General features: G+C 42.6%; 19 protein-coding genes. 17 read left to right on the top strand and 2 right to left on the bottom strand.

All coding sequences use genetic code 11. The features are described from left to right. The first annotated feature begins 88 nt into the window (after positions 1-88). Positions 89-1,531 carry an APC family permease gene (locus B9Y89_RS18460; protein WP_139822837.1) on the top strand — a complete coding sequence of 481 codons (1,443 nt, stop codon included), beginning with the start codon at positions 89-91 and terminating at the stop codon, positions 1,529-1,531. A 66-nt stretch (positions 1,532-1,597) separates the two neighbouring features. On the opposite strand, the gene B9Y89_RS18455 is transcribed toward B9Y89_RS18460, so the two are convergent. Further along, positions 1,598-2,398 carry a GNAT family N-acetyltransferase gene (locus B9Y89_RS18455; RefSeq protein ID WP_085524642.1) on the bottom strand — a complete coding sequence of 267 codons (801 nt, stop codon included), beginning with the start codon at positions 2,396-2,398 and terminating at the stop codon, positions 1,598-1,600. A 324-nt stretch (positions 2,399-2,722) separates the two neighbouring features. On the opposite strand from B9Y89_RS18455, the gene B9Y89_RS18450 reads away from it, so the two are divergent. The 14 genes from B9Y89_RS18450 (at position 2,723) to B9Y89_RS18385 (ending at position 18,395) form a co-directional block, all read left to right on the top strand. Beyond that, entirely contained in the window at positions 2,723-4,063 is a 1,341-nt protein-coding gene (locus B9Y89_RS18450) for a TrkH family potassium uptake protein (RefSeq protein ID WP_085524641.1), read from the top strand. 193 nt (positions 4,064-4,256) lie between these two features. Beyond that, positions 4,257-5,207 carry a ring-cleaving dioxygenase gene (locus B9Y89_RS18445; RefSeq protein WP_085524640.1) on the top strand — a complete coding sequence of 317 codons (951 nt, stop codon included), beginning with the start codon at positions 4,257-4,259 and terminating at the stop codon, positions 5,205-5,207. Next, the gene (locus tag B9Y89_RS18440; RefSeq protein ID WP_085524639.1) at positions 5,204-5,806 is read left to right on the top strand and encodes an alpha/beta hydrolase; all 603 of its coding nucleotides are present in this window, start codon (positions 5,204-5,206) and stop codon (positions 5,804-5,806) included. Before B9Y89_RS18445 ends, B9Y89_RS18440 begins: the two co-directional genes overlap by 4 nt. 133 nt (positions 5,807-5,939) lie before the next feature. Beyond that, entirely contained in the window at positions 5,940-6,551 is a 612-nt protein-coding gene (gene wrbA, locus B9Y89_RS18435) for an NAD(P)H:quinone oxidoreductase (RefSeq protein WP_085524638.1), read from the top strand. 606 nt (positions 6,552-7,157) lie between these two features. Beyond that, positions 7,158-8,744, top strand: coding sequence for a BCCT family transporter (locus B9Y89_RS18430; RefSeq protein ID WP_085524637.1), 1,587 nt, complete (start codon positions 7,158-7,160; stop codon positions 8,742-8,744). Between the two features lie 287 nt (positions 8,745-9,031). Continuing rightward, entirely contained in the window at positions 9,032-10,570 is a 1,539-nt protein-coding gene (locus B9Y89_RS18425; protein ID WP_085524636.1) for a BCCT family transporter, read from the top strand. A 176-nt stretch (positions 10,571-10,746) separates the two neighbouring features. After that, positions 10,747-11,625, top strand: coding sequence for a transporter substrate-binding domain-containing protein (locus B9Y89_RS18420; RefSeq protein WP_085524635.1), 879 nt, complete (start codon positions 10,747-10,749; stop codon positions 11,623-11,625). 18 nt (positions 11,626-11,643) lie between these two features. Beyond that, complete coding sequence (locus B9Y89_RS18415; protein ID WP_085524634.1) at positions 11,644-12,321, top strand: amino acid ABC transporter permease; 678 nt, start codon at positions 11,644-11,646, stop codon at positions 12,319-12,321. A gap of 219 nt (positions 12,322-12,540) precedes the next feature. Next, on the top strand, positions 12,541-13,173 hold the full coding sequence (trhA, locus tag B9Y89_RS18410; RefSeq protein ID WP_085524633.1) for a PAQR family membrane homeostasis protein TrhA: 633 nt from the start codon (positions 12,541-12,543) through the stop codon (positions 13,171-13,173). A gap of 77 nt (positions 13,174-13,250) precedes the next feature. Further along, the gene (locus B9Y89_RS18405; protein ID WP_085524632.1) at positions 13,251-13,613 is read left to right on the top strand and encodes a DUF2512 family protein; all 363 of its coding nucleotides are present in this window, start codon (positions 13,251-13,253) and stop codon (positions 13,611-13,613) included. Positions 13,614-13,744: 131 nt separating this feature from the next. Next, positions 13,745-14,308 (top strand): NUDIX hydrolase, encoded by a 564-nt coding sequence (locus tag B9Y89_RS18400; protein WP_085524631.1) that lies wholly within the window; start codon positions 13,745-13,747, stop codon positions 14,306-14,308. A 4-nt stretch (positions 14,309-14,312) separates the two neighbouring features. Then, on the top strand, positions 14,313-15,326 hold the full coding sequence (locus B9Y89_RS18395; protein WP_085524630.1) for an LLM class flavin-dependent oxidoreductase: 1,014 nt from the start codon (positions 14,313-14,315) through the stop codon (positions 15,324-15,326). A gap of 62 nt (positions 15,327-15,388) precedes the next feature. After that, positions 15,389-17,572: a DNA topoisomerase III gene (locus B9Y89_RS18390; RefSeq protein WP_085524629.1), complete on the top strand. Its 2,184-nt coding sequence runs from the start codon at positions 15,389-15,391 to the stop codon at positions 17,570-17,572. 151 nt (positions 17,573-17,723) lie between these two features. After that, positions 17,724-18,395 carry a TerC family protein gene (locus B9Y89_RS18385; RefSeq protein ID WP_085524628.1) on the top strand — a complete coding sequence of 224 codons (672 nt, stop codon included), beginning with the start codon at positions 17,724-17,726 and terminating at the stop codon, positions 18,393-18,395. A gap of 47 nt (positions 18,396-18,442) precedes the next feature. On the opposite strand, the gene B9Y89_RS18380 is transcribed toward B9Y89_RS18385, so the two are convergent. Further along, positions 18,443-18,787: a hypothetical protein gene (locus B9Y89_RS18380; protein WP_085524627.1), complete on the bottom strand. Its 345-nt coding sequence runs from the start codon at positions 18,785-18,787 to the stop codon at positions 18,443-18,445. Positions 18,788-19,117: 330 nt separating this feature from the next. Here B9Y89_RS18380 and codB point away from each other — a divergent pair, with 330 nt between their 5' ends. Next, positions 19,118-20,395 carry a cytosine permease gene (gene codB, locus B9Y89_RS18375; RefSeq protein ID WP_085524626.1) on the top strand — a complete coding sequence of 426 codons (1,278 nt, stop codon included), beginning with the start codon at positions 19,118-19,120 and terminating at the stop codon, positions 20,393-20,395. Continuing rightward, positions 20,392-21,657, top strand: a complete 1,266-nt coding sequence (locus tag B9Y89_RS18370; protein ID WP_085524625.1) for a cytosine deaminase — start codon at positions 20,392-20,394, stop codon at positions 21,655-21,657. Before codB ends, B9Y89_RS18370 begins: the two co-directional genes overlap by 4 nt. Positions 21,658-21,667 lie beyond the last annotated feature (10 nt).

Genomic DNA, 21,667 nt, shown 5'->3' with positions numbered 1-21,667 from the left:
GACAATAACGTAAAATACGTACACTAGAATGGGATTGCCCAATAGAGTATGGGGTAAATCACTGGATTTTTTAGGAGTGACTAAAGGAATGGAAGAACGTGAGAAATTAGATCGAACGTTAAAGCCGCGTTGGGTATGGGCAATTGCCTTTGGTTCTGCGGTTGGTTGGGGAGCATTTGTCCTTCCGACGGATTGGTTGGCGAAGGCCGGGCCTTTGGCTGCCGCGATCGGCTTTTTTATCGGTGCCATTTTAATGATAATCATTGGGATCAGCTACGGGTATTTAATTAAAAACCACCCTGTATCAGGTGGTGAATTTGCTTACGCTTATCTTGGTTTCGGGCGTAATCATGCCTTCTTTGCGGGCTGGTTTCTTGTACTTGGGTATATGAGTATCGTGGCACTGAATGCTAGTGCATTGGCATTGCTTGTCAAATTCACGCTTCCGGAGATCGCTAAAGTTGGTTTAATGTACCAAATCGCTGGATGGAATGTCTACGCAGGAGAAGTCATTATTGCCTGTTTGGCTCTAATCGTCTTTGCTATCTTAAACATTCGTGGGGCGAGTATTACTGGACGGACGCAATTTATTTTTTGCCTTTTATTGATTTTAGGAATTATTATTTTATCGATCAGTATGTTCAGTCATCCTGATACGGTGACAACAAACCTTGAGCCGTTATTTAAGCCTGGTGTCCCGGCTATTTCCGCGATTTTATCTATCGTCGCGATTGCCCCGTGGGCTTATGTTGGGTTTGACAATATTCCCCAGGCAGCTGAGGAATTTAATTTTTCTCCAAAGAAAGCGGTATGGTTAATTATTTTCGCACTATTGGCAGCGGCTATTACCTATTCCGTCATGATATTCTCAACGGCTGTAGCTGCTCCTTGGACTGAGCTCGTTCAGCAGGAATCGATTTGGGGGACGGGTGATGCCGTATCGTCAGTGCTTGGACAAGTTGGTGTACTCATCTTATCCTTGGCTTTACTTATGGGTGTATTCACCGGCCTCAATGGTTTTTATGTTTCTTCCAGCCGGTTATTGTTTGCTATGGGACGTGCGCAAATTTTGCCCCGGTCTTTCGCAAAATTGCATCCAAAGTATAATACACCGTATGTCGGCATTCTGTTCACATGTGGCATCACTTTAATGGCCCCGTTTTTCGGACGCGAAGTTTTACTATGGATCGTGGATATGACTTCGGTCGGTGTAACGATTGCTTATTTCTACTGCTGTGCCGTCGCCTTCAAGAAAATTGCTTGGAGCTCGCAATCAACAACAGCTGAAGGAGAAGTCTCACCGCTGAGAAAAACAATTGCTTTCATAGGGATGTTATCTGGGGCTGCATTCCTTGGCTTGCTGATTATCCCGGGTGCCCCAGGCTTTCTAAGTACACCATCATGGGTCGCACTGCTCGTATGGATGGTCTTAGGCATTGTGTTTTATATTGCTAAAGCACGTACCTTTCATAAAATCCCTGAATCTGAACTTGATTATTTGATATTAGGTGATCAGGAAAATAGAAAGTGATGATGACACAGAACGGTCTGTCCCTTAGTTAACGGGGCAGACCGTTTTGACGTGTGAATCATCCTATTATTCCGGTTCATATATATATTGTTGCACTTCGCCATGGCTTTGGAATCCAAGACGTTGGTAAAGGTTATAGCCAATCGGAGTTGATTGTAAAGTTGCATAACGGTAGCCCTTGGCTTTCGCTTGCTGCATTGCAAACCGGGTGATGGCCGTGGCATAGCCTTTTCTTGCTTGACTGGCTGGAGTTCCAATATTATAAATCCCTGCCACCCCGTGAGCATAGAGGACGGAGAGTGTTGTGACATGTTGACTGCCGGCGTAGCCGATATAGGTTTCTAATGTTGACGATGTATTAGTGGCGAGCAAATCAACGAAAAATTGAGCTAATAAAGGATCCGTACCATTAGCCTTTTGAAAAATATCTTTAAAATGTTGCTGGTGGATGTCGTTTGACATCTTTTCAATAGCTAGCGGTGCTTGAGCTTCGTCCATGTCTTCAATGGCTGTTAAATCGCAGCTCATGGCTAGCTCGATACCGGCGTTTATATAACCATAATGCTCAAGGCATTTGCTAAGATGATGGGGTTCACCCAGAGGCCAAATTTTCCAAAGAACAGGTACGTGACGATCAATGAAGTCTTGCGTTACTTCCGCGATGACCGTATCAATATCTGATGACAAGGTGTTCGCTTTTTCAATACAATTCACTAACGCAACCGGAATATCGGAAATTAATCCGTGAATGTCGCCTTTATGATATGGATGGACTTTATTTGATCCCATCAAAAACACATCATAGATGACATGGCTGTTCTGCTGGGAACGCTTAATGATTTCATTGGAAGACTGAAGTTCAGACAAAATGATCACCTCATAGCATTTTGGAAAAGGCTGTTTCGTATACTTTGTTGCTATTTCAGAGGAGGGGGTGAGTCTCGCACTTTCCGCTCCAATCAACGATTTCGACCTTTAGCTTTCATCAGTCCTATTTCAAAAACAATCTTTTAGAAAAGAGCCTTGGAAAAACAATCTGCACGACATTCTATTCAGTCATTCTAATGTATTGTCAAACCTGCTCCAGTGTGATGAATCTATTAAAAATTCAATAGAAGGTTGCAAGTGTTCTACACTAATAGTTAAATAGAAATATCACGATAATGTCGCTGTTATGAAAGAAGGAGTTACATGCTGCCTATAGGATTTAAACGGTTGACTAAATTCAATTTCAATCCACCTCAGCTATTGGCCATTGCTTTTATTTTAAGCATGGTATTAGGGACGATTTTATTAAAGTTACCCATTGCGACATCTCAAGCGATATCCTGGGTCGACGCCTTATTTACGGCAACCTCTGCCATTACAGTTACGGGACTCATCACTGTTGATACCGGTTCCGCTTATACTTTATTTGGGGAAATTGTGATTCTTGTTTTAATTCAGCTCGGAGGACTTGGTGTGATGACGATTGCTGTGCTGATTTATATCATGTTGGGTAAGAAAATCGGGATGCGGCAACGTCTTATCATTCAGCAGGCATTGAACCAACCTTCAGTAGGCGGTGTGATCCGGCTTGTGAAAAAGGTTGTTTATTATTCACTTGTGATTGAAGGAGTTGCAGCTTGCTTCTTAGCATTGGATTGGGGACCGCAGTTCGGCTGGGGAAAAGGCATTTATTATAGTTTGTTTCATTCAGTATCGGCGTTTAATAATGCAGGATTCTCGATTTGGTCTAATAGTTTGATGTCATTTGTTAATGATCCTGTTGTCAATATTGTGATAACGATTCTATTCATTATGGGAGGTGTAGGCTTTACTGTTTTAGCGGAATTATGGGGTGGGCATGATTTTCACCGGTTAAGCCTGCATACGAAACTCATGGTCACAGGAACCGTGATCTTAACGATCCTGAGTATGATCGTCGTTTTCATTTTAGAATATAACAATCCTAATACCATTGGTCCTATGTCAACACCGGAGAAAATGTGGGCGTCGTATTTTCAAGCTGTTACACCAAGGACAGCTGGTTTTAACACTTTGGATACAGGGGGGCTCTCACATGCGACACAGTTCTTTATTATGATTTTAATGTTTATTGGTGCCGGAAGTGCGTCAACGGGTGGAGGCATCAAATTAACCACTTTTATCGTCTTGTTATTATCGACGCTTGCTTTCCTTCAGGGAAGAAAGGACATCACAGTCTTTCAGCGCACCATTAAATTTCGTATTGTGCAAAAATCACTAGCTTTAACGATGTTGAGTATGTTGTTTGTCTCACTTTCGGCTTTTATATTAACGATTACAGAACATTCTGCTCCTTTCTTAGAAATCATGTTTGAAGTTATTTCAGCTTTCGGAACAGTGGGATTATCGATGGGACTAACGCCGGAACTATCGGTGATTGGTAAACTTGTTGTTGTCATCATCATGTTCTGTGGGAAAATCGGGCCGTTGACGCTAGCCTTCTCTTTTGCAAAAAGTCGAACAGCAAATATCCGTTACCCCGAGTCAGACGTACTTACTGGATAAAATTCAATATCGAAAAACGGACGGATCATCGTGGGAGGGTCCGTCCGTTTTTATTTTTAGAGCCCGAATTGCTATTGAAGCAAATGCGTCATTGTTGACAATAACATATATCTTGATATAATTTATCTTGAATTAAGGATAAATATTATCATTTGATTGACGATAAAGTTGCTTATATAAAGGAGGGAAAACAGTGTCGAAAACAACAAAGGGGATCCATCATATAACAGCTATTGCCGGTGATCCTCAAGAAAATATCGATTTTTACGCTGGTGTATTAGGACTGCGGTTAGTAAAAAAGACCGTCAACTTTGATGATCCAGGAACCTATCATCTCTATTTTGGTAACGAACTCGGTCATCCCGGCACGATTATGACCTTTTTCCCGTGGGCAGGTGTCCGGCAGGGACGTTCTGGCGCTGGCCAAGTTAGTGTTACGAGTTTTGTTGTACCTGAGCAGGCATTACCGTTTTGGGAGAAGCGATTGATGGCATTTGATGTCTCATTTCAAAAGGTGACCCGTTTCGATGAGACGTATTTACAATTTACCGACCCGCATGGCTTGCAACTAGAACTCGTCGCCCGCAAAGCGGGAGAGAACAGTCAATGGCTCGTGGCTGATATTACACCGGATGTTGCCATTAAAGGGTTTGGCGGTGCCGTTTTGTCATCGGGATCTTTTGACGGAACAGCTGAGGTTCTCACCGATGTCCTTGGTTTAAAACAAGTTAGTCAAGATGATCAGTATCTTCGTTTTTATGCAGAGGGGGAGCGGGGTCAAGTGATTGACCTTAAGATATCACCCCAAGCCCAAGGATTGATGGGAGCAGGCACCGTTCATCATATTGCCTGGCGCGCGCAGGATGATGAGGATCAACTCGAATGGCGCAGTCATCTCAGTAAAAATCAATTACAACCCACGGATGTTAAGGATCGCCAATACTTTAATTCTGTTTACTTTCGTGAACATGGCGGTATTCTATTTGAAATAGCAACAGATACGCCCGGATTCGATACAGATGAATCCTATGAGAATTTAGGTCAAGCTTTAAAGCTTCCACAATGGCTTGAACAACACCGTGGAAAGATTGAAGAGATTTTGAGCCCAGTTGACGTTCAACCTATGAAAGGGGACCGGTCATGAAACACATCTTCAATGAAGGAGAAGAGCTTCAACCTACATTTTTGTTATTGCATGGAACCGGTGGAACGGAACGTGATTTACTTCCAATTGCCGATATGATTAACAAGGATGCTTCAGTGTTAAGCGTACGCGGCAATGTGAGTGAACAGGGGATGCCGCGATTTTTCCGCAGGTTGGCCGAAGGGGTTTTTGATGAAGAAGACCTTATATATCGGACAAAAGAGTTGCACGAGTTTCTAGATAAAGCAGCCGTTGATCATACATTTAATCGAGATGAAGTCATAGCTGTTGGCTATTCGAATGGAGCCAATATCGCCGGGAGCTTGCTGTTTCACTATGGCCAAACGCTTAAAGGGGCCATGCTTTTCCATCCGATGGTCCCCCGACGTGGCATCGCATTGCCTGATTTGACAGGTATGCCGGTATTTATTGCTGCGGGGACGAACGATCCCATTTGTCATCCTGACGAGACCAAGAATTTGGTCGGATTACTTGAACAGGCTGGTGCAGTGGTTGAGCTCCATTGGGAGGACCAGGGTCATCAATTGACTCGCGAAGAAGTCCAGCAAGCCGCACTCTGGTATCAAGGCTTGTCATAGTCTTGATACAACAAGATTAAAGCCTTGAAAGGGGGTGTTAAATGTTTCGATGAAAGCCATGTATATAACCGTTGGAGTGAAGGCATTATGTTTCTAGAGAGATACTTATATTAACAAAGGAGTTTATAACAAAATGGCAAATGTTAAATTAGCAGTCTTTTATTACAGTTCAACAGGTACAAATTATCAATTAGCGCAATGGGCGGAAGCAGCGGCGAAGGAAGCTGGCGCTGATGTTAAGCTATTGAAAATCGAAGAAATTGCTCCTGATGCAGCGATTGATTCGAATCCGGCCTGGCGTGAGCATTTGAATGCGACGAAAGATGTGCCAACAGCAACGACAGATGACTTGGAATGGGCCGATGCTTATATCTTCAGTACACCGACTCGTTTTGGCAATGTGCCTGCCCAAGTCAAGCAATTCTTTGATACTGCCGGCGGACTTTGGGCGCAAGGTAAATTGGTCAACAAAGTTGTTAGCGCGATGTCTTCAGCTCAAAACCCACATGGCGGACAAGAAGCAACTGTACAAAATCTATACACTACAATGATGCACTGGGGCGCCATTATTGCTGCCCCAGGGTACACAGACCCGGTTACATTTGCAGGCGGCGGCAACCCTTATGGAACAAGTGTTACAGTGGACCAAGATGGTAACATGCAAGAAGATGTTGAAGCGGCTGTGAAACACCAAGCGAAACGTACAGCAACAGTGGCTGCATGGGTTAAAAACGGCAATCAATAAATCCGTGATCTTAACGAAGCATGAAGGCTCCGACCTTCATGCTTTTTTTTATACTTAGGGTATTGAGTCAATTTCATAAATGCTTATATTCATCATTGATTCGAACACTCGAACGGTCTAATGTATTAACGTTTGTCAATTCAGCGCGTTAACATCGTTGATTGGAACGGCAGGCGGCGACTCCTGCGGGAATAGCATGAGTCTTGAGACCCCGCAATGCGAAGCATGAGGAGGCTCAAGCCATGCCCGCGGAAAGCGTCCGCCTAGAGTGGAAATCAACAGGCCAAGCACACTTACAAATGTTTGGGTTTTCTGCTTTAGTCTTGAATGATGAAATTGACTCCATTGTAAAATCAATGATTTTTCCTTAAATTAATGCAAATGATTACGTGAATGGACAAAATGAGCGACATCGTGTTTGTACCTTTAAAACCGGACAGCTGTCTGCTTTTGACTTCTTGTCAACGGACCTCTATAATATATGCTTAGTCAACGCCAAAGTCGAAAAAACAAGGGAGAGAGAACCGATTTCTTCTTTTTAATGTTGTGAAATTGAAAATTAAAGGAAAAGGATAAAAACCAAATGATAAACTGGGGAGGAAAAACATGAATGACCAGACGGATGACGTAAATAGGGGGAGTAAGATTGACTGGATGACGTTCGTGATTAGCGGAGGATGCCTCATCCTATTTCTTATTCTATCCTTAGTTAATAAACCTCTTATTGATGAGTGGATTACACAATCTTTTGATTGGTCGGCCAAATTTTTTGGTGCTTTTTGGCAATTGTTATTACTTGGTAACTTTGTGATTGGATTAATTTTAGCATTTATGAAATATGGGAAGGTTCGCTTAGGTAAAAAAGAGAAGCCTGAAAACAGTAATTTCCGTTGGGTTGCGATGATCCTGTGTACGCTGCTGGCCAGCGGCGGAGTATTCTGGGCAGCAGGTGAACCGATGTTTCACTTTTTGACGACACCCCCCTTATTTGCCAATGATGGGTTAACTCAATCAGAAGCGGTGAGTCCTGCTTTAGCGCAGGCTTTTTTCCATTGGGGCTTCACAGCTTGGGCTTGTCTTGGTACTTTAGCCTCTATTGTATTGATGTATGTTCACTATCATAAGGGTTATCCGTTGAAGCCAAGATCGATCTTATATCCTATCTTTGGTGAGAAAATTTTTAAAAGAAGTGTGGTTGGCACAACGGCCGATGTTGTGTCAATTATAGCTGTTGCAGCAGGTACTATTGGTCCAATCGGATTTCTTGGTCTGCAAGTGGGTTATGGCCTTAATTATTTATTTAATATCCCAGAGACCATGGTGACTTATATGGGTGTCATTATTTTTCTAATAGCCATTGCTTCAATCTCTGCTGCAACGGGTATCGATCGCGGCATTCAGTGGCTTAGCCGTATGAATGTCGGACTAGCGATTATCTTAATGATTGCGATGCTCATTCTTGGTCCAACCATGTTTATCCTTAATTCGTTTGTCGCCGGCGAAGGATTTCAAATCCAAAATTTCTTAATGATGAGCCTGTACAGGGGCGATGAAGCTTGGTTAGGTTCTTGGACCATTTTCTTCTGGGGCTGGTTCCTAGGATTTGGGCCGATGATGATGATTTTCATCAGCCGAATTTCTCGGGGACGGACAATTCGAGAATTGATTGTAGCGGTGTCGGTGATTGCTCCGCTTGTAAGTAATTTTTGGTTCACAGCGATCGGCGGATCAGGTATATCTTATGAAATACAAAATCCAGGTTCTGTTTCAACGGCGCTTAACAATGCGGGAATGCCGGCTGCGGTTATGGCAATTCTTAACCAAGTGCCTTTTGGATTTGTGTTATCAATCGGCTTTCTAATCGTGACAATGGTATTTGTTGCAACAACGGCTGACTCAATGTCCTATACGGTGGCTGCAGCCATAACGGGTGATGATTCACCGCATCGATTTATTAGAGTTTTTTGGGCGTTGTTGTTCGGAGCAATAGCTGCCGTACTACTGTCCATTGGGGAAAGTAGTATTACAACCTTACAGAACTTTATTGTTGTTACTGCTGTGCCAGTATCGATACTGCTATTACCGCCATTATGGCTAGCTCCTAAAATTGCTCATAAGATGGCGGCAGAACAAGGATTATTGCATAGCCCTGAACCTGAAAAAGGGATTACAGAGGCTACTGATCCAGATTAAAATTTCACAAGATCTTGGTATACGTGATTGTATACCAAGATCTTGTTTATTATTGGATGTGATATAGACGTGATTTGTTGACATCACTGATCCGATTTACCTATAATGGGGCACTAGTTGTTTAAAAACAAAACATTTCTGAGGTGTTCATCGACATTTATTATAAAACGTGCTGGGAAAGAGCAAGTTGTGTGGCCTCTGACAAACTTTGACGTGGTGCATTTATAATTTAGCGTCACATGACGTAAGTTAAGAAGACGATTGTCTGAATTTCTAGGAGGCACATAATGAGAAAAGATCAAGGCAAAAAGCAGCAAATGGATTGGACAACATTTGTTGTGAGCGGTGGTTTATTGGCTCTGTTCGTTATTATGTCACTCATTAATGATGGCATGATGGGGAACTGGATCAATGGTGGGTTCGCGTTTTCAGTAAAATATTTCGGTGCCTATTGGCAGTTATTGCTGCTGGCGACGTTTATTATCGGACTGATCATCGCTTTTACTAAATACGGAAACGTTCGTCTAGGGAACATGGAAAAACCTGAAAATGGTAACTATCGTTGGATTTCCATGATTATGTGTACATTATTGGCCGGGGGTGGCGTGTTTTGGGCTGCCGCTGAACCTTTGTACCATTTTATTACAACCCCGCCTTTATTCGCTGATGAAGGATTGACGTCGCAAGAATCCGTTCTTCCGGCGCTATCACAAAGTTATTTGGACTGGGGTTTCTTGGCTTGGGCCATTTTAGGATCGCTCACAACAATTGTTTTGATGTATGCTCATTATCATAAAGGCTATCCGCTGAAACCAAGAGCGATTTTGTATCCAATTGTCGGTGAAAAAATCTTTCATAAAAGTGTGATCGGATCGATTGCTGATATTGTCTCCATCGTTTCTGTGGCGGCAGGTACCATTGGTCCGATTGGATTTCTTGGCTTGCAAGTGGGTTATGGGCTGCATTCGTTGTTTGGCATCCCCAACACGTTAGTAACCAATATGTTGATTATTGTAGCGCTTGTGGTGATTGCCTCTATATCGGCAGCAACCGGTATCGATCGAGGGATCCAGTGGTTAAGTAAGATGAATGTGGGTCTAACCATTATTTTAATTATTTTCATGCTCATTCTTGGGCCAACCATGTTTATCATCAACAACTTTATTGCCGGTGAAAGTTTTTACTTGCATAACTTCCTGAGAATTAGTTTGTATCGTGGTGACAATGCTTGGCTCGGACTGTGGACGGTTTTCTTCTGGGGTTGGTTTTTAGGCTATGGTCCGATGATGGCGATCTTTATCAGTCGGATCTCCCGGGGAAGAACGATTCGTCAATTGATTGTAGCGGTTTCCATCATCGCTCCAATTGTCAGTAATTTTTGGTTTACCGTTGTTGGCGGAACGGGTATTTTTTATGAAATTAAGAATACTGGTTCAGTCTCAACGGCCTTACAAGAATCAGGAATGCCAGCCGCTGTAATGGCGATCATGGATCAGCTCCCATTAGGCTTCATAATGGCTATTGGTTTCTTAATTGTGACCGTTATTTTCGTGGCGACAACAACGGACTCCATGGCTTATACAGTAGCTGTTGCGATTACCGGTGATGACAGGCCAAATAAGTTGATTAGGGTGTTCTGGGCCCTTATGTTTGGTGCCGTTGCCGTTGTCTTATTATCAATTGGAGAAGGCAGTATTACGGCATTACAAAACTTTATTGTTGTGACCGCTGTTCCTGTCTCACTGTTATTGCTTCCGCCCTTGTGGCTGGCGCCGAAACTCGCCCGAAACATGGCTGTTGAACAAGGTATTGTTAATAAAAAATAATTGGTGTAAGTGGCTTATGACTATCCGGTATGCCTTCTAAGGGTATACCGGATTTTTTAATATAAGTAGAATTTGAGCAACTGTTAATGAATGAGCCTGTTTATGCTTGCTTCACCCCTTAAGCAACTGCTATGATATGTCTGTTATAATAAAATTTCTAATGGAGGTACTACAGTATGAAATGGCTATATAAACCAACTATTATCATATGTATGACGATTATGTTATTGACGTTAACAGCCTGTGGTAGTAAAGGTGATTCTGAAAATAACAACAGTGAGAAAAAATCTCAATCAACAGCATGGGAACAGATTAAAAATGAGGGGACACTTGTGGTCGGAACCGCAGGCACGTTATACGCGAGTTCATACCATAAGAAAGGTTCCGATAAACTTACGGGCTATGATGTTGAAATTGTGAGGGAAATCGCTCAGCGGTTGAATCTTGATATTAAGTTTGAAGAAATGGGCTTTGATCAAATGCTGTCAAGTCTTAATAGCGGCAAAATTGATATAGCTGCTAATGATATTGGTGTTACAGATCAACGAAAGCAAAAAATCCAATTTTCCATGCCTTACAAATACTCTTATTGTACCGCGATTGTTCGTGCCGAAGATCATTCCGGAATTGAAAGTCTTGAGGACTTGAAAGGCAAGAAAGCGGCCGGTGCAGCCAGTAGTATTTACAGTCAAATTGCGCGACAGTTCGGTGCTGAAATTAAAACTTATGGCAACGCCACTAATGATGTCTACCTCAGGGACGTTGATCTTGGTCGTACCGATGTGATATTGAACGATTATTATCTGCAATTACAAGCATTAAAGGCATTTCCAAAATATGATCTTGTCATGCATCCTGATATTAAATTTAATCAATCATCATCAGCGATTGCGATGAAGAAAAATGCTGATGAGCTGCAAAAGAAAATCAACGAGACAATAAAGGCAATGAAACAAGATGGAACATTGACGAAACTGTCTAAGCAGTTTTATTTGGATCATGACGTGTCCAAAAAGCCGGATGTCGACGTTAGAGAGGTTGAGTTAGAACAATAAAGCTAACAGACAGCGGGGGTGAAGGCGATCGACTGGCAGAGTTTATTTGATGTTAAGTTGGCGTTGGAGTCGTTTCCCTTTGTCATTAAGGGGATTGGGTATACGATTCTCGTGTCATTTTTAAGTATGATACTGGGATTAATACTAAGTATCTTTCTAGCACTGGCACGAAGTTCTAATGTCAAATTATTGAGATGGCCGGCTCGTGTTTATATTTCATTCATGCGTGGCACACCGATTCTTGTGTTTTTATTTCTCCTGTACTTTGGTATACCTGTGATGGGTGTCAATATTCAAGCCCTTCCGGCAGCGATTATTGGCTTTTCTCTTAACAGCGCTGCCTATATGGCTGAAATTAATCGTGCAGCGATTACATCGATTCCTAAAGGGCAGTGGGAAGCATCAAGGGCGCTTGGACTGACGTCTCTGAGGACGTTTGTCTCCATTATTTTGCCGCAGGCGTTCCGGATTGCAATACCATCACTTGGCAATGTGTTCCTTGATCTTGTCAAATCATCGTCTCTGGCCGCGACGATCAGCGTCCCTGAACTCTTCCAAAAAGCACAGATCGTCGCTGGTCGGACGATGGATTGGATGACGATGATTATATTGGTAGCGCTGATCTACTGGGGAATTTGTATGTGTGTGTCAGCTTTGCAAGAATATCTAGAAAAACGTTATTATATAGAGCATTAATTTTAAAAATCCGGTAAACCCGGATTTTTTTATGGAGTTGCGGATACAGCGTATTTTAACAAGAATTGTAATAATAATATTCAACCTAAAAGGTAAAATAAAAAAGTCAAGGGCGCTCATGAAATATGTGAATTTCAGCAAATCATATCACAATTCACTCCGTATGGTATATGATGAATACTAGGATAGGCAATGGCCTATAGTGAAAGGGAGTATCTCATGGCCAACACGCACCAATATAGTAAGAAAGAAGAACTCGCCAATACGATTACCCATGGTATCGGTGTTGTCTTTAGCATTCCAGCGCTCATTGCTTTAATCATTGCGGCCAATGAACAGTCATTGGAAAGTACTGTGAGCTTTATCATTTATGGTGTTACCATGCTTATGCTTTACCTATCATCAACCTTGGTTCACGGACTTCAGGATGGGAAAGTTAAAAATATTTTTCAAATTGTTGATCATTCAATGATTTACTTATTTATCGCTGGCACGTATACGCCGTTGCTATTAAATATTATTGAAGGTCAACTCGGCTGGAGTTTGTTATGGATTCTCTGGGGGGTCACGGCTTTCGGGATTATTTTCAAAATCCTTTTTGTTAAAAAGTTTTTATATATGTCGACCTTCATTTATTTAGCTATGGGGTGGATGATCGTTTTTGCATGGGATCCATTAGTCTCCAATCTCCACAGCATCGGTTTGCTTCTTTTATTGATTGGAGGATTAAGTTATACCGTTGGAACGATTTTTTATGTCTGGCGAGGTTTTCCTTATCATCATGCGGTTTGGCATGTGTTTGTTTTAGCGGGTTCCGCGTTACACTTTTTTGCGATTGTGCTATATGTGTAATACCGTTTAATCCTGTTTTTCCCACCCATATTTTATAGTATTGGACAAACAATACTTCCTAAAAGGAGGTATTAAAAATGACTGGATTGATCACAAAGGTCATTGTTTGTCCTATAGCTGTGATCTTATCAGGATGGATCTTCCCAAATGTTGATTTTGCCAACTTGCTTCAGCCCATTGTTCTTGGATTGATTGTGGCGGTTGTCGGACATCTGATGGAAGTGATGATGCTTACGGAAGATACAGTATGGACCAGTACGATAGCCGACTTTGTGGCGGCAACGGTCATCGTTTACTTTGGTGCATGGCTATTTGACGTCATCGAAGTGACGTTTTTCGGCGCAGTCTTGACTGCTGTTGTACTGGGCATAGGGGAACACATTCAGCACCGTTGGTTAACGAATAGCGGTCGAACAGAAAAGTCACCAGCACCGCAATAAATAAGGTTTTAAGGGGTTTTCTCAAATGGGGAAAACTCCTTTTTACATGGTTGCAAAAAAGAGTTCCAAAAAATGGGGCGAAGTGATAGTCTTAGTTTATGAATGAGTCTAAAAAAAATGGGGGATATTTGATGCAAAAATGGAAGACCATCGCGTCTAATTACATTTACCAAACGCCCTTCGGTAACTTAAGAAAAGAAACATGCGAGCTACCCAATGGGAAGGTGATAGAGGATTATTATGTTCATGAATATCCGAACTGGGTGAATGCCATTGTTATAACGACTAAAGGTCAAATCGTATTGGTCAATCAGTACCGTCATGCGGCAAGAGATTTTTTTCTTGAGATTCCAGCCGGAAAAGCTGAGCGAGGTGAATCGCAACAACAAGCGATTGTCAGAGAAGTTAAAGAGGAAACGGGAATGACTTCGTCTTCAGAACCTATTCTACTCAGTGAATCCAAGGTCAATCCGGCGATCCAAGATAATACTGTGACCACTTATCTCATTACAGGAGCAATGACAACGTCTGAGCAATTCTTGGATGATACTGAGGAAATAGACATTAACCTTTTTAATTTCGATGAAGTCGAGAACATGATCCATGCTGGAGCAATCACACAACTTTTTACAGTGAAAGCCTTTTTTATGGCCACATATTATTTGGAGACAAACAAACTCAATTTAAGGAGATAGCATCATGATCAAATTAAGTGTCCTCGATCAATCAGCTGTACCCGAGGGTTCCTCGCCACAAGATGCTTTACAACAGACCGTAGACTTAGCTCAACTCACTGAGCGATTGGGGTATACCCGATACTGGGTGGCTGAACACCACAATATTGAAGGTCTTGCGGGTTCTTCACCGGAAATTTTAATCGGACAAATTGCCGCTCATACCCATTCAATGTTAGTGGGGTCAGGTGGTGTGCTTTTGCCGCAGTATAGTCCTTATAAAGTGGTTGAAAATTTTCGAGTGTTAAGCAACCTTCATCCTGGCCGCATTGATTTGGGGATGGGGCGCTCTCCAGGCGGTAACTTGAAAACACGGAGGGCGCTAACCGACGGTGTTCGAAAAAGTCTCAATGATTTTCCCGGACAAGTTCAAGATGTCACTTATTTTTTAAAAGATAACCTGCCTGATGATCATCCTTATTATGGCGTGACGGCAACGCCGGTCAGTGAAAACGGGCCGTATCCATGGCTGCTTGGTGTCGGGCTTGGCAGTGCCCAAACAGCTGCAGACCTCGGGTTAGGATTAACGTTCGGTCATTTCATCAATCCCGATCAGGGGGAAGAAGCGTTGGCCAATTATCGTGCGTCATTTCAGGCTTCTGATTTTTTAAAAGAACCACAAACCTGTGTATGCGTATTCGTCGTCTGTGCGGATACAGAGGCAGAAGCTGAGCGTTTGGCGACCAGTCAGGATCTGTGGTTACTGCAAATTGAAAAAGGTGAGAAGAAGGGGATTCCCACAGTTGAACAAGCTCAAAGCTATCCCTACACAGAGCAAGATCGCATTCGTATTGAAAAGAATCGGAGACGGATGATTGTTGGAACGCCTGACCAAGTTAAAGCGAACATTCTCACATTGCAAGAAACATACCAAACCGATGAATTCATGATCATCACTAATATCCATGATCCTGCATCGAAAAGGTATTCCTATCAATGTCTTGCCCAAGCATTTCAGCTAGAACAGCCTTCATTATAGTATCCATGAACCAAAGGATGTTATAATGAATGATAGTATAGTGAACTTGAAAGGATTTTTTTATGGGAAAATCGTTAGTATTAGCAGAAAAGCCTTCCGTTGGCCGCGATATTGCACGTGTCTTAAACTGCAAGAAAAAAGGCAACGGTTTTTTAGAAGGGGATAACTATATCGTCACTTGGGCTTTAGGCCATTTAGTCACCTTGGCTGATCCTGAGGTATACGATGATCAGTATAAAACATGGCGGCTTGATGATTTGCCGATGCTGCCTTCCCAGCTCAAACTCGTCGTCATTAAGAAAAGCGGCAAACAATTCAGTACGGTCAAAGCACAAATGCATCGGAAAGATGTGAGTGACATTGTGATTGCCACTGATGCGGGGCGTGAAGGTGAGCTCGTTGCCAGGTGGATCATTGAAAAAGCGCGTGTTAAGAAGCCGATCAAACGACTGTGGATCTCATCGGTCACGGATAAGGCGATTAAAGACGGGTTCAAACATATTAAAAGCGGGAAAGCGTATGACAACCTTTACCGGGCTGCGGTCGCCCGGGCTGAAGCGGACTGGTATGTCGGCCTAAATGCGTCCCGGGCATTAACAACAAAATATAATGCATCATTATCTTGTGGACGGGTGCAAACGCCGACTTTACGGATGATTGCTAAACGTGAAGAGGAAATTAAACAGTTTACGCCGAAACCTTATTACGGTATCACGGCTAAGACGGATCGAATCCAACTCACTTGGCAAGATGCCAAAAATAATACCCGGATTTTTGATGAGAGCAAATGTGATAGGATCATAAAAGCTGTTCAAAATCAACAGGCCACCGTGACCGACGTCAATAAAAATGCCAAAAAAAGCTACGCCCCGCAGCTCTATGACTTAACCAATTTGCAGCGTGATGCGCACAAGTTTTTCGGCATGTCCGCGAAAGACACGTTATCAACCATGCAGCGGTTGTATGAGCAGCACAAACTCGTCACATACCCACGTACGGATTCACGGCATCTTTCATCGGATATGGTCGGAACCCTTAAGGATCGAATTGGGGCCTGTAATATCGGGCCGTACCGGAAAGCGGCTGCCAAGGCCTTGAAGCGTCCGATCAAACCAACAAAAGCGTTTGTGGATGACAAAAAAGTGTCGGATCACCATGCGATTATACCGACGGAACAACCGGCATTATTGAGTGACTTGAGTGACAAAGAACAAAAAATCTATGATCTGATCGTGAAGCGCTTCTTGGCTATTTTGTATCCGCCGCATGAATACGAGCAGACAACGATTGTCGCCAAAATTGGTGACGAAACCTTTACGGCTAAAGGTAAACGGGTGATCACTTCCGGTTGGAAAGAAGTCTATGATCAAAACCTTGATGATGAGTCCGGTGAATCCTCAGAGGATCAACATTTACCTGACATCAAAAAGGGTGAAAGCTTGAATGTTCAAGCGGTTACGAAGACAGCTGGTGAAACCAAGCCACCGAAGCCCTTTAATGAAGGGACGCTCCTCCAAGCCATGGAAAATCCCATTAAGTATATGGAAAGTGACAACAAAGATCTTAAGAAAACGATAGGACAAACCGGTGGACTTGGTACAGTGGCAACTAGAGCGGATATCATCGATAAACTGTATAATAGTTTTTTGATCGAGGAAAAAGGCACTGGGATTTCGATCACATCGAAAGGAAAGCAACTGCTGGAGCTTGTTCCGGAGGACTTAAAATCACCCGTATTAACCGCCGAATGGGAGCAGAAGTTAGAATCGATTGCCAACGGATCGCTTAATCAGAACACATTTATGGATGAAATTAAAGGTTATACAAAAGATGCGGTTAATGAAATCAAAGACAGTGACAAGACCTTTAAGCATCAAAATAAAACAGGCACACGCTGTCCGGAATGCGGAAAATTCATGCTTGAAGTCAACAATAAAAAAGGAAAAATGCTCGTCTGCCAAGACCGTGAATGCGGCTACCGGCAAAATAAAATGAAAATCACGAATGCGCGCTGCCCTAATTGTAAAAAGAAACTCGAACTTCATGGGCATGGAGAAGGGCAAATGTTCGTGTGCCAATGCGGTCACCGCGAAAAATTATCAACGTTTAATGAGCGGAAGAAGAAAGAGAAGACAAAAGCCTCCAAGCATGATGTGAAAAATTATCTTAAAAAACAAGATGACGAGCCGGTGAATACGGCACTAGCTGACCAACTAGCAAAGCTAAATTTAGACAATAAAGAGTGATGGATGAGGAAGCTGGGGGTTACCCTAGCTTCCTTTATGGTTCCAGAATGAATCACAATTAAGACTTTTAATTGTTTTACTTAATCCTAGAAAACGATTACAATATAAATCGGATTTTGTGTTTTACAGGAAAAAGAGGGGAACGACAGATATGGACAGTGGTATCATTATAGGGTTATTGGAAATTATTCTGATCAATATTATTTTAAGCGGTGATAACGCTGTGGTTATTGCTTTAGCATGCCGCAATCTTGATGAAAAGTATCAGAAAAAAGCCGTATTCTATGGTAGTTTTGGTGCCATTGCTTTGCGGATTGTTTTAACTTTTGTGGCTGTTTATTTGCTGCAAATTCCGCTTTTAAATTTTGTTGGAGGTTTGCTGCTCCTTTATATCGCCGTTGATTTACTTAAAGGTGATGATAATGAAGATATTGAGGGCAGCTCGAATTTGTTTGGAGCGATTCGAACGATCATTGTGGCTGATTTGATTATGAGCTTGGATAATGTTGTCGCTGTCGCCGGTGCAGCTAACGGCAATATTGTGTTGATTATCATTGGACTGGCAGTTAGCATTCCTTTAATTATTTGGTGTAGTCAGCTCTTAATGACGTTAATGGACAAATTTCCGATTATTGTTATTATAGGGGCGGCATTATTAGGCTATACTGCCGGAGAAATGATGTTGAAGGATAAAGCTGTCGGAGGCTTTATTGAAGGTCTACATCTGCATCTTCATGTGATCTTACCGATTGTCTTTGCTATTTTGGTAGTTGTTCTCGGAAAAATCTTGAACCGCTCCAATCGGGTGCAGGATCGCGGTTAATGAATTGAATAAAAAAGAGGATTAAGAAGATTGGTTCGATGCATTCGTTATTCCATGCCAATCTTCTTTTTAATTTTAAGGATGGATGTTTTATTCTGCCAATTTTCTTTAACGAGGACTTCGATATTAGTGTGGGTGTCATCAATCATGGGTTCGATTTTGTCAAAACGTTCTTTAGTTTCCGTCTTGAATGATTCAAATTTGTTGTCTAGGTTCTCAAATTTGTTTTCCAAGTGCCCAACCCTTTGGTCCAAGTGCTCAACTCTTTGGTCCAAACTTTCAACTTTTTGATCCAGACTTTTGACTGTTTTGTCTAACGCTGTTACTTGAGCATGGGTTTGTTGGACTGCGTGGAGAACGTCGCCTAGTGTAACATCGTCATGATTCACCATGGTTAGACCTCCTTTCGACTTTTATAACTTTATTATAACCCATAGAAATATGTAGCGGAAGGATGAATGGAATAAAGTAAAATTTTTACAAATAGAAAAGCAGCATTGACATTTGCCTTGATATAATGCACTATAATAACAGTTGAATACATGGCACCTTTAAATGCAGTCCAGTGAGGCTGACAAGGTCGGACGGAAAGAATGCTTAATGCGATATTGGTTTTTCGCACAGACGTTCTTGCTCAAACTTCTTGTCAGTAAGTGTGACAAGAAGTTTTTTTTGGGTGCCAGTTTCAAATAAACTATTTGTAAACTGGAGGGATTGACTATATGAAGCAATCATATGTTGATCAAGACTATACGTTTCAGGCGGTTCCGACGCAAAATCGTCATGGCTTTTGGAAGATGTTCGTTGTTATGCTTGGATTTACGTTTTTTTCTGCGAGTATGTGGTCCGGAGGTGACCTGGGTGCTGGATTAACATTCATACAATTTATATGGATTGTTTTGGCAGGTAATCTTATTCTTGGCGCGTATACAGGATTTTTAAGTTATATTGCCGCAGCCACCGGCCTATCAACGCATTTATTGGCACGTTATGCGTTTGGAGAAAAAGGGTCCTATCTTGCCTCATTTATGCTGGGGGCGACCCAAGTTGGTTGGTTTGGTGTCGGTTGCGCCATGTTTGCTTTTCCGGTGCATCAAGCGACGGGCATGAATACCACATTTTTGATACTATTAGTAGGATTGCTTATGACGGCAACCGCCTATTATGGCATGAAAGCTCTTACCATTGTTAGCTTCATAGCTGTTCCGGCCATCACGATTCTTGGGAGTTATTCCGTCTTGAAGGCAGGGGATCGTGTCGGTGGTATGGATGGGCTTATGGCTTATCAACCAGATGAAACCCTATCAATCGCGGTTGCCTTAACGATCTGTATCGGCTCATTTGCAAGCGGCGGCACGTTAACACCAGACTTTGCCCGGTTTGCGAAATCCAAGTGGACAGGGGTTATCACCACACTCATTGCTTTTTTTATCGGCAATTCATTAATGTTCATTTTTGGAGCCGTTGGGGCAATGGCGACGGGTCAGTCAGATATTTCTGAAGTGATGTTCACACAAGGGTTGATTATTCCAGCTGTTCTTGTGCTAGGCTTGAATATATGGACGACCAATGATAATGCGTTATATGCCTCAAGTCTCGGGTTTTCCAACATCACGAAAATCACGAAGAAGAAAATGGTTATTTTTAATGGCGTTATTGGCACGCTACTCGCGATGTGGTTATACAATCATTTTGTTGACTGGTTAACGTTTCTTGGATCAGCTTTACCACCGATTGGCGCTATTATTCTTGCAGACTATTTTATTGTCAGGCGGGGCCATTACCCTATGCTTCATAAGATGACATTTAGAACGTTTCATTGGCCGGCGATGGTCGCTTGGATAAGTGGATTTGGATTGGCACAGTGGGCTCCAGGCCTGCCGCCGATCAATGCGATTCTTGGCGCGGCGGTTCCACATACTATTATTACGCTATTGAGTCATACGCTGACTCGCGCAACGACGCAGGTAACAGAAAAAGGAGAGGCAACGGACTTATGATCATTAAGAACGCTACACTACGGGGCCGAAAGGGTCTTTGGGATCTTGTTATTAATAACGGTATTATTGAAACAATTGGGCAAAATCTAACCACCTCCCATGATGAGATTTTAGAAGCTGGAGGGAACCTTGTTTTGCCACCATTTGTTGAGCCGCACATTCATCTTGATACGACGTTAACGGCAGGTGAACCGGAGTGGAATCAGAGTGGTACGTTATTTGAAGGCATTCAGCGTTGGTCAGAAAGAAAACAGTCATTAACAAATGAAGATGTGAAAAAACGGGCCATTCAAGCCTTGAAATGGCAAATAGCCCAAGGCATCCAACACGTTCGCACACATGTTGATGTTACGGATCCCGAGTTAACGGCATTAAAAGCGTTGTTGGAAGTAAAACGGGATATGGCACCTTATATTAATGTGCAGATCGTTGCATTTCCACAAGAAGGGATTCTCTCTTATCCCAAGGGTGCTGAATTATTGGAAGAGGCCCTGCGCCTAGGTGCAGACGCTGTTGGCGGCATTCCCCACTTTGAATTCACGCGGGAGTACGGGGTTGAATCGATGAAAAAAGTATTTGAACTGGCTGCAAAATATGATCGTCTGATCGATATTCATTGTGATGAGATTGATGACGAACAATCCCGATTTATTGAGGTTGTCGCTGCTGAAGCCTATCGTCTAGGTATGGGTGATCGGGTGACAGCCAGCCATACAACAGCGATGCATTCTTATAATGGGGCTTACACGTCGAAGCTTTTCCGGTTATTGAAGCTCTCGGGGATCAATTTAGTTGCTAATCCATTGGTCAACATTCACTTGCAAGGCCGCTTTGATGACTATCCAAAACGACGCGGCATCACGCGCGTAAAAGAGATGCTTGATGAAGGGCTGAACGTCTGCTTTGGTCATGATGATATCTTTGACCCTTGGTATCCGCTGGGAACCGGAAATATGCTACAAGTGCTTCATATGGGTATTCACGTCTGTCAGCTGATGGGGTATGAACAAATCAAAGATGCCGTTGATCTTATCACAATCAATAGTGCAAAGACGATGCATATTGAGGATGAGTATGGCATCCAAGAAGGCAAACCAGCCAACGTTATCATTCTAAACGCTAATGATGAGTATGAGGCCGTTCGCCGTCAGGCATCGGTGCTTTATTCGATTCGAAATGGAGCCGTGATGGCGCAAACGCAACCGCAGCACACAGCCATATCTATTGGTCATAGCAAAGAATCCGTATCGTTTCAAAGATAAGCATAAAAAG

The sequence above is a fragment of the Tuberibacillus sp. Marseille-P3662 genome, from assembly GCF_900178005.1.
Classification (GTDB): domain Bacteria; phylum Bacillota; class Bacilli; order Bacillales; family Sporolactobacillaceae; genus Marseille-P3662.
This window is presented reverse-complemented; position numbering and strand designations above follow the sequence as displayed.

Bases quoted from the DNA above. Each gene is read 5' to 3' on its own strand.
- B9Y89_RS18460 (WP_139822837.1), top strand. From the start codon at position 89: ATGGAAGAACGTGAGAAATTAGATCGAACGTTAAAGCCGCGTTGGGTA.
- B9Y89_RS18450 (WP_085524641.1), top strand. From the start codon at position 2,723: ATGCTGCCTATAGGATTTAAACGGTTGACTAAATTCAATTTCAATCCA.
- B9Y89_RS18440 (WP_085524639.1), top strand. From the start codon at position 5,204: ATGAAACACATCTTCAATGAAGGAGAAGAGCTTCAACCTACATTTTTG.
- wrbA (WP_085524638.1), top strand. From the start codon at position 5,940: ATGGCAAATGTTAAATTAGCAGTCTTTTATTACAGTTCAACAGGTACA.
- B9Y89_RS18430 (WP_085524637.1), top strand. From the start codon at position 7,158: ATGAATGACCAGACGGATGACGTAAATAGGGGGAGTAAGATTGACTGG.
- B9Y89_RS18425 (WP_085524636.1), top strand. From the start codon at position 9,032: ATGAGAAAAGATCAAGGCAAAAAGCAGCAAATGGATTGGACAACATTT.
- B9Y89_RS18420 (WP_085524635.1), top strand. From the start codon at position 10,747: ATGAAATGGCTATATAAACCAACTATTATCATATGTATGACGATTATG.
- trhA (WP_085524633.1), top strand. From the start codon at position 12,541: ATGGCCAACACGCACCAATATAGTAAGAAAGAAGAACTCGCCAATACG.
- B9Y89_RS18405 (WP_085524632.1), top strand. From the start codon at position 13,251: ATGACTGGATTGATCACAAAGGTCATTGTTTGTCCTATAGCTGTGATC.
- B9Y89_RS18400 (WP_085524631.1), top strand. From the start codon at position 13,745: ATGCAAAAATGGAAGACCATCGCGTCTAATTACATTTACCAAACGCCC.
- B9Y89_RS18395 (WP_085524630.1), top strand. From the start codon at position 14,313: ATGATCAAATTAAGTGTCCTCGATCAATCAGCTGTACCCGAGGGTTCC.
- B9Y89_RS18390 (WP_085524629.1), top strand. From the start codon at position 15,389: ATGGGAAAATCGTTAGTATTAGCAGAAAAGCCTTCCGTTGGCCGCGAT.
- B9Y89_RS18385 (WP_085524628.1), top strand. From the start codon at position 17,724: ATGGACAGTGGTATCATTATAGGGTTATTGGAAATTATTCTGATCAAT.
- B9Y89_RS18380 (WP_085524627.1), bottom strand. From the start codon at position 18,787: ATGGTGAATCATGACGATGTTACACTAGGCGACGTTCTCCACGCAGTC.
- codB (WP_085524626.1), top strand. From the start codon at position 19,118: ATGAAGCAATCATATGTTGATCAAGACTATACGTTTCAGGCGGTTCCG.
- B9Y89_RS18370 (WP_085524625.1), top strand. From the start codon at position 20,392: ATGATCATTAAGAACGCTACACTACGGGGCCGAAAGGGTCTTTGGGAT.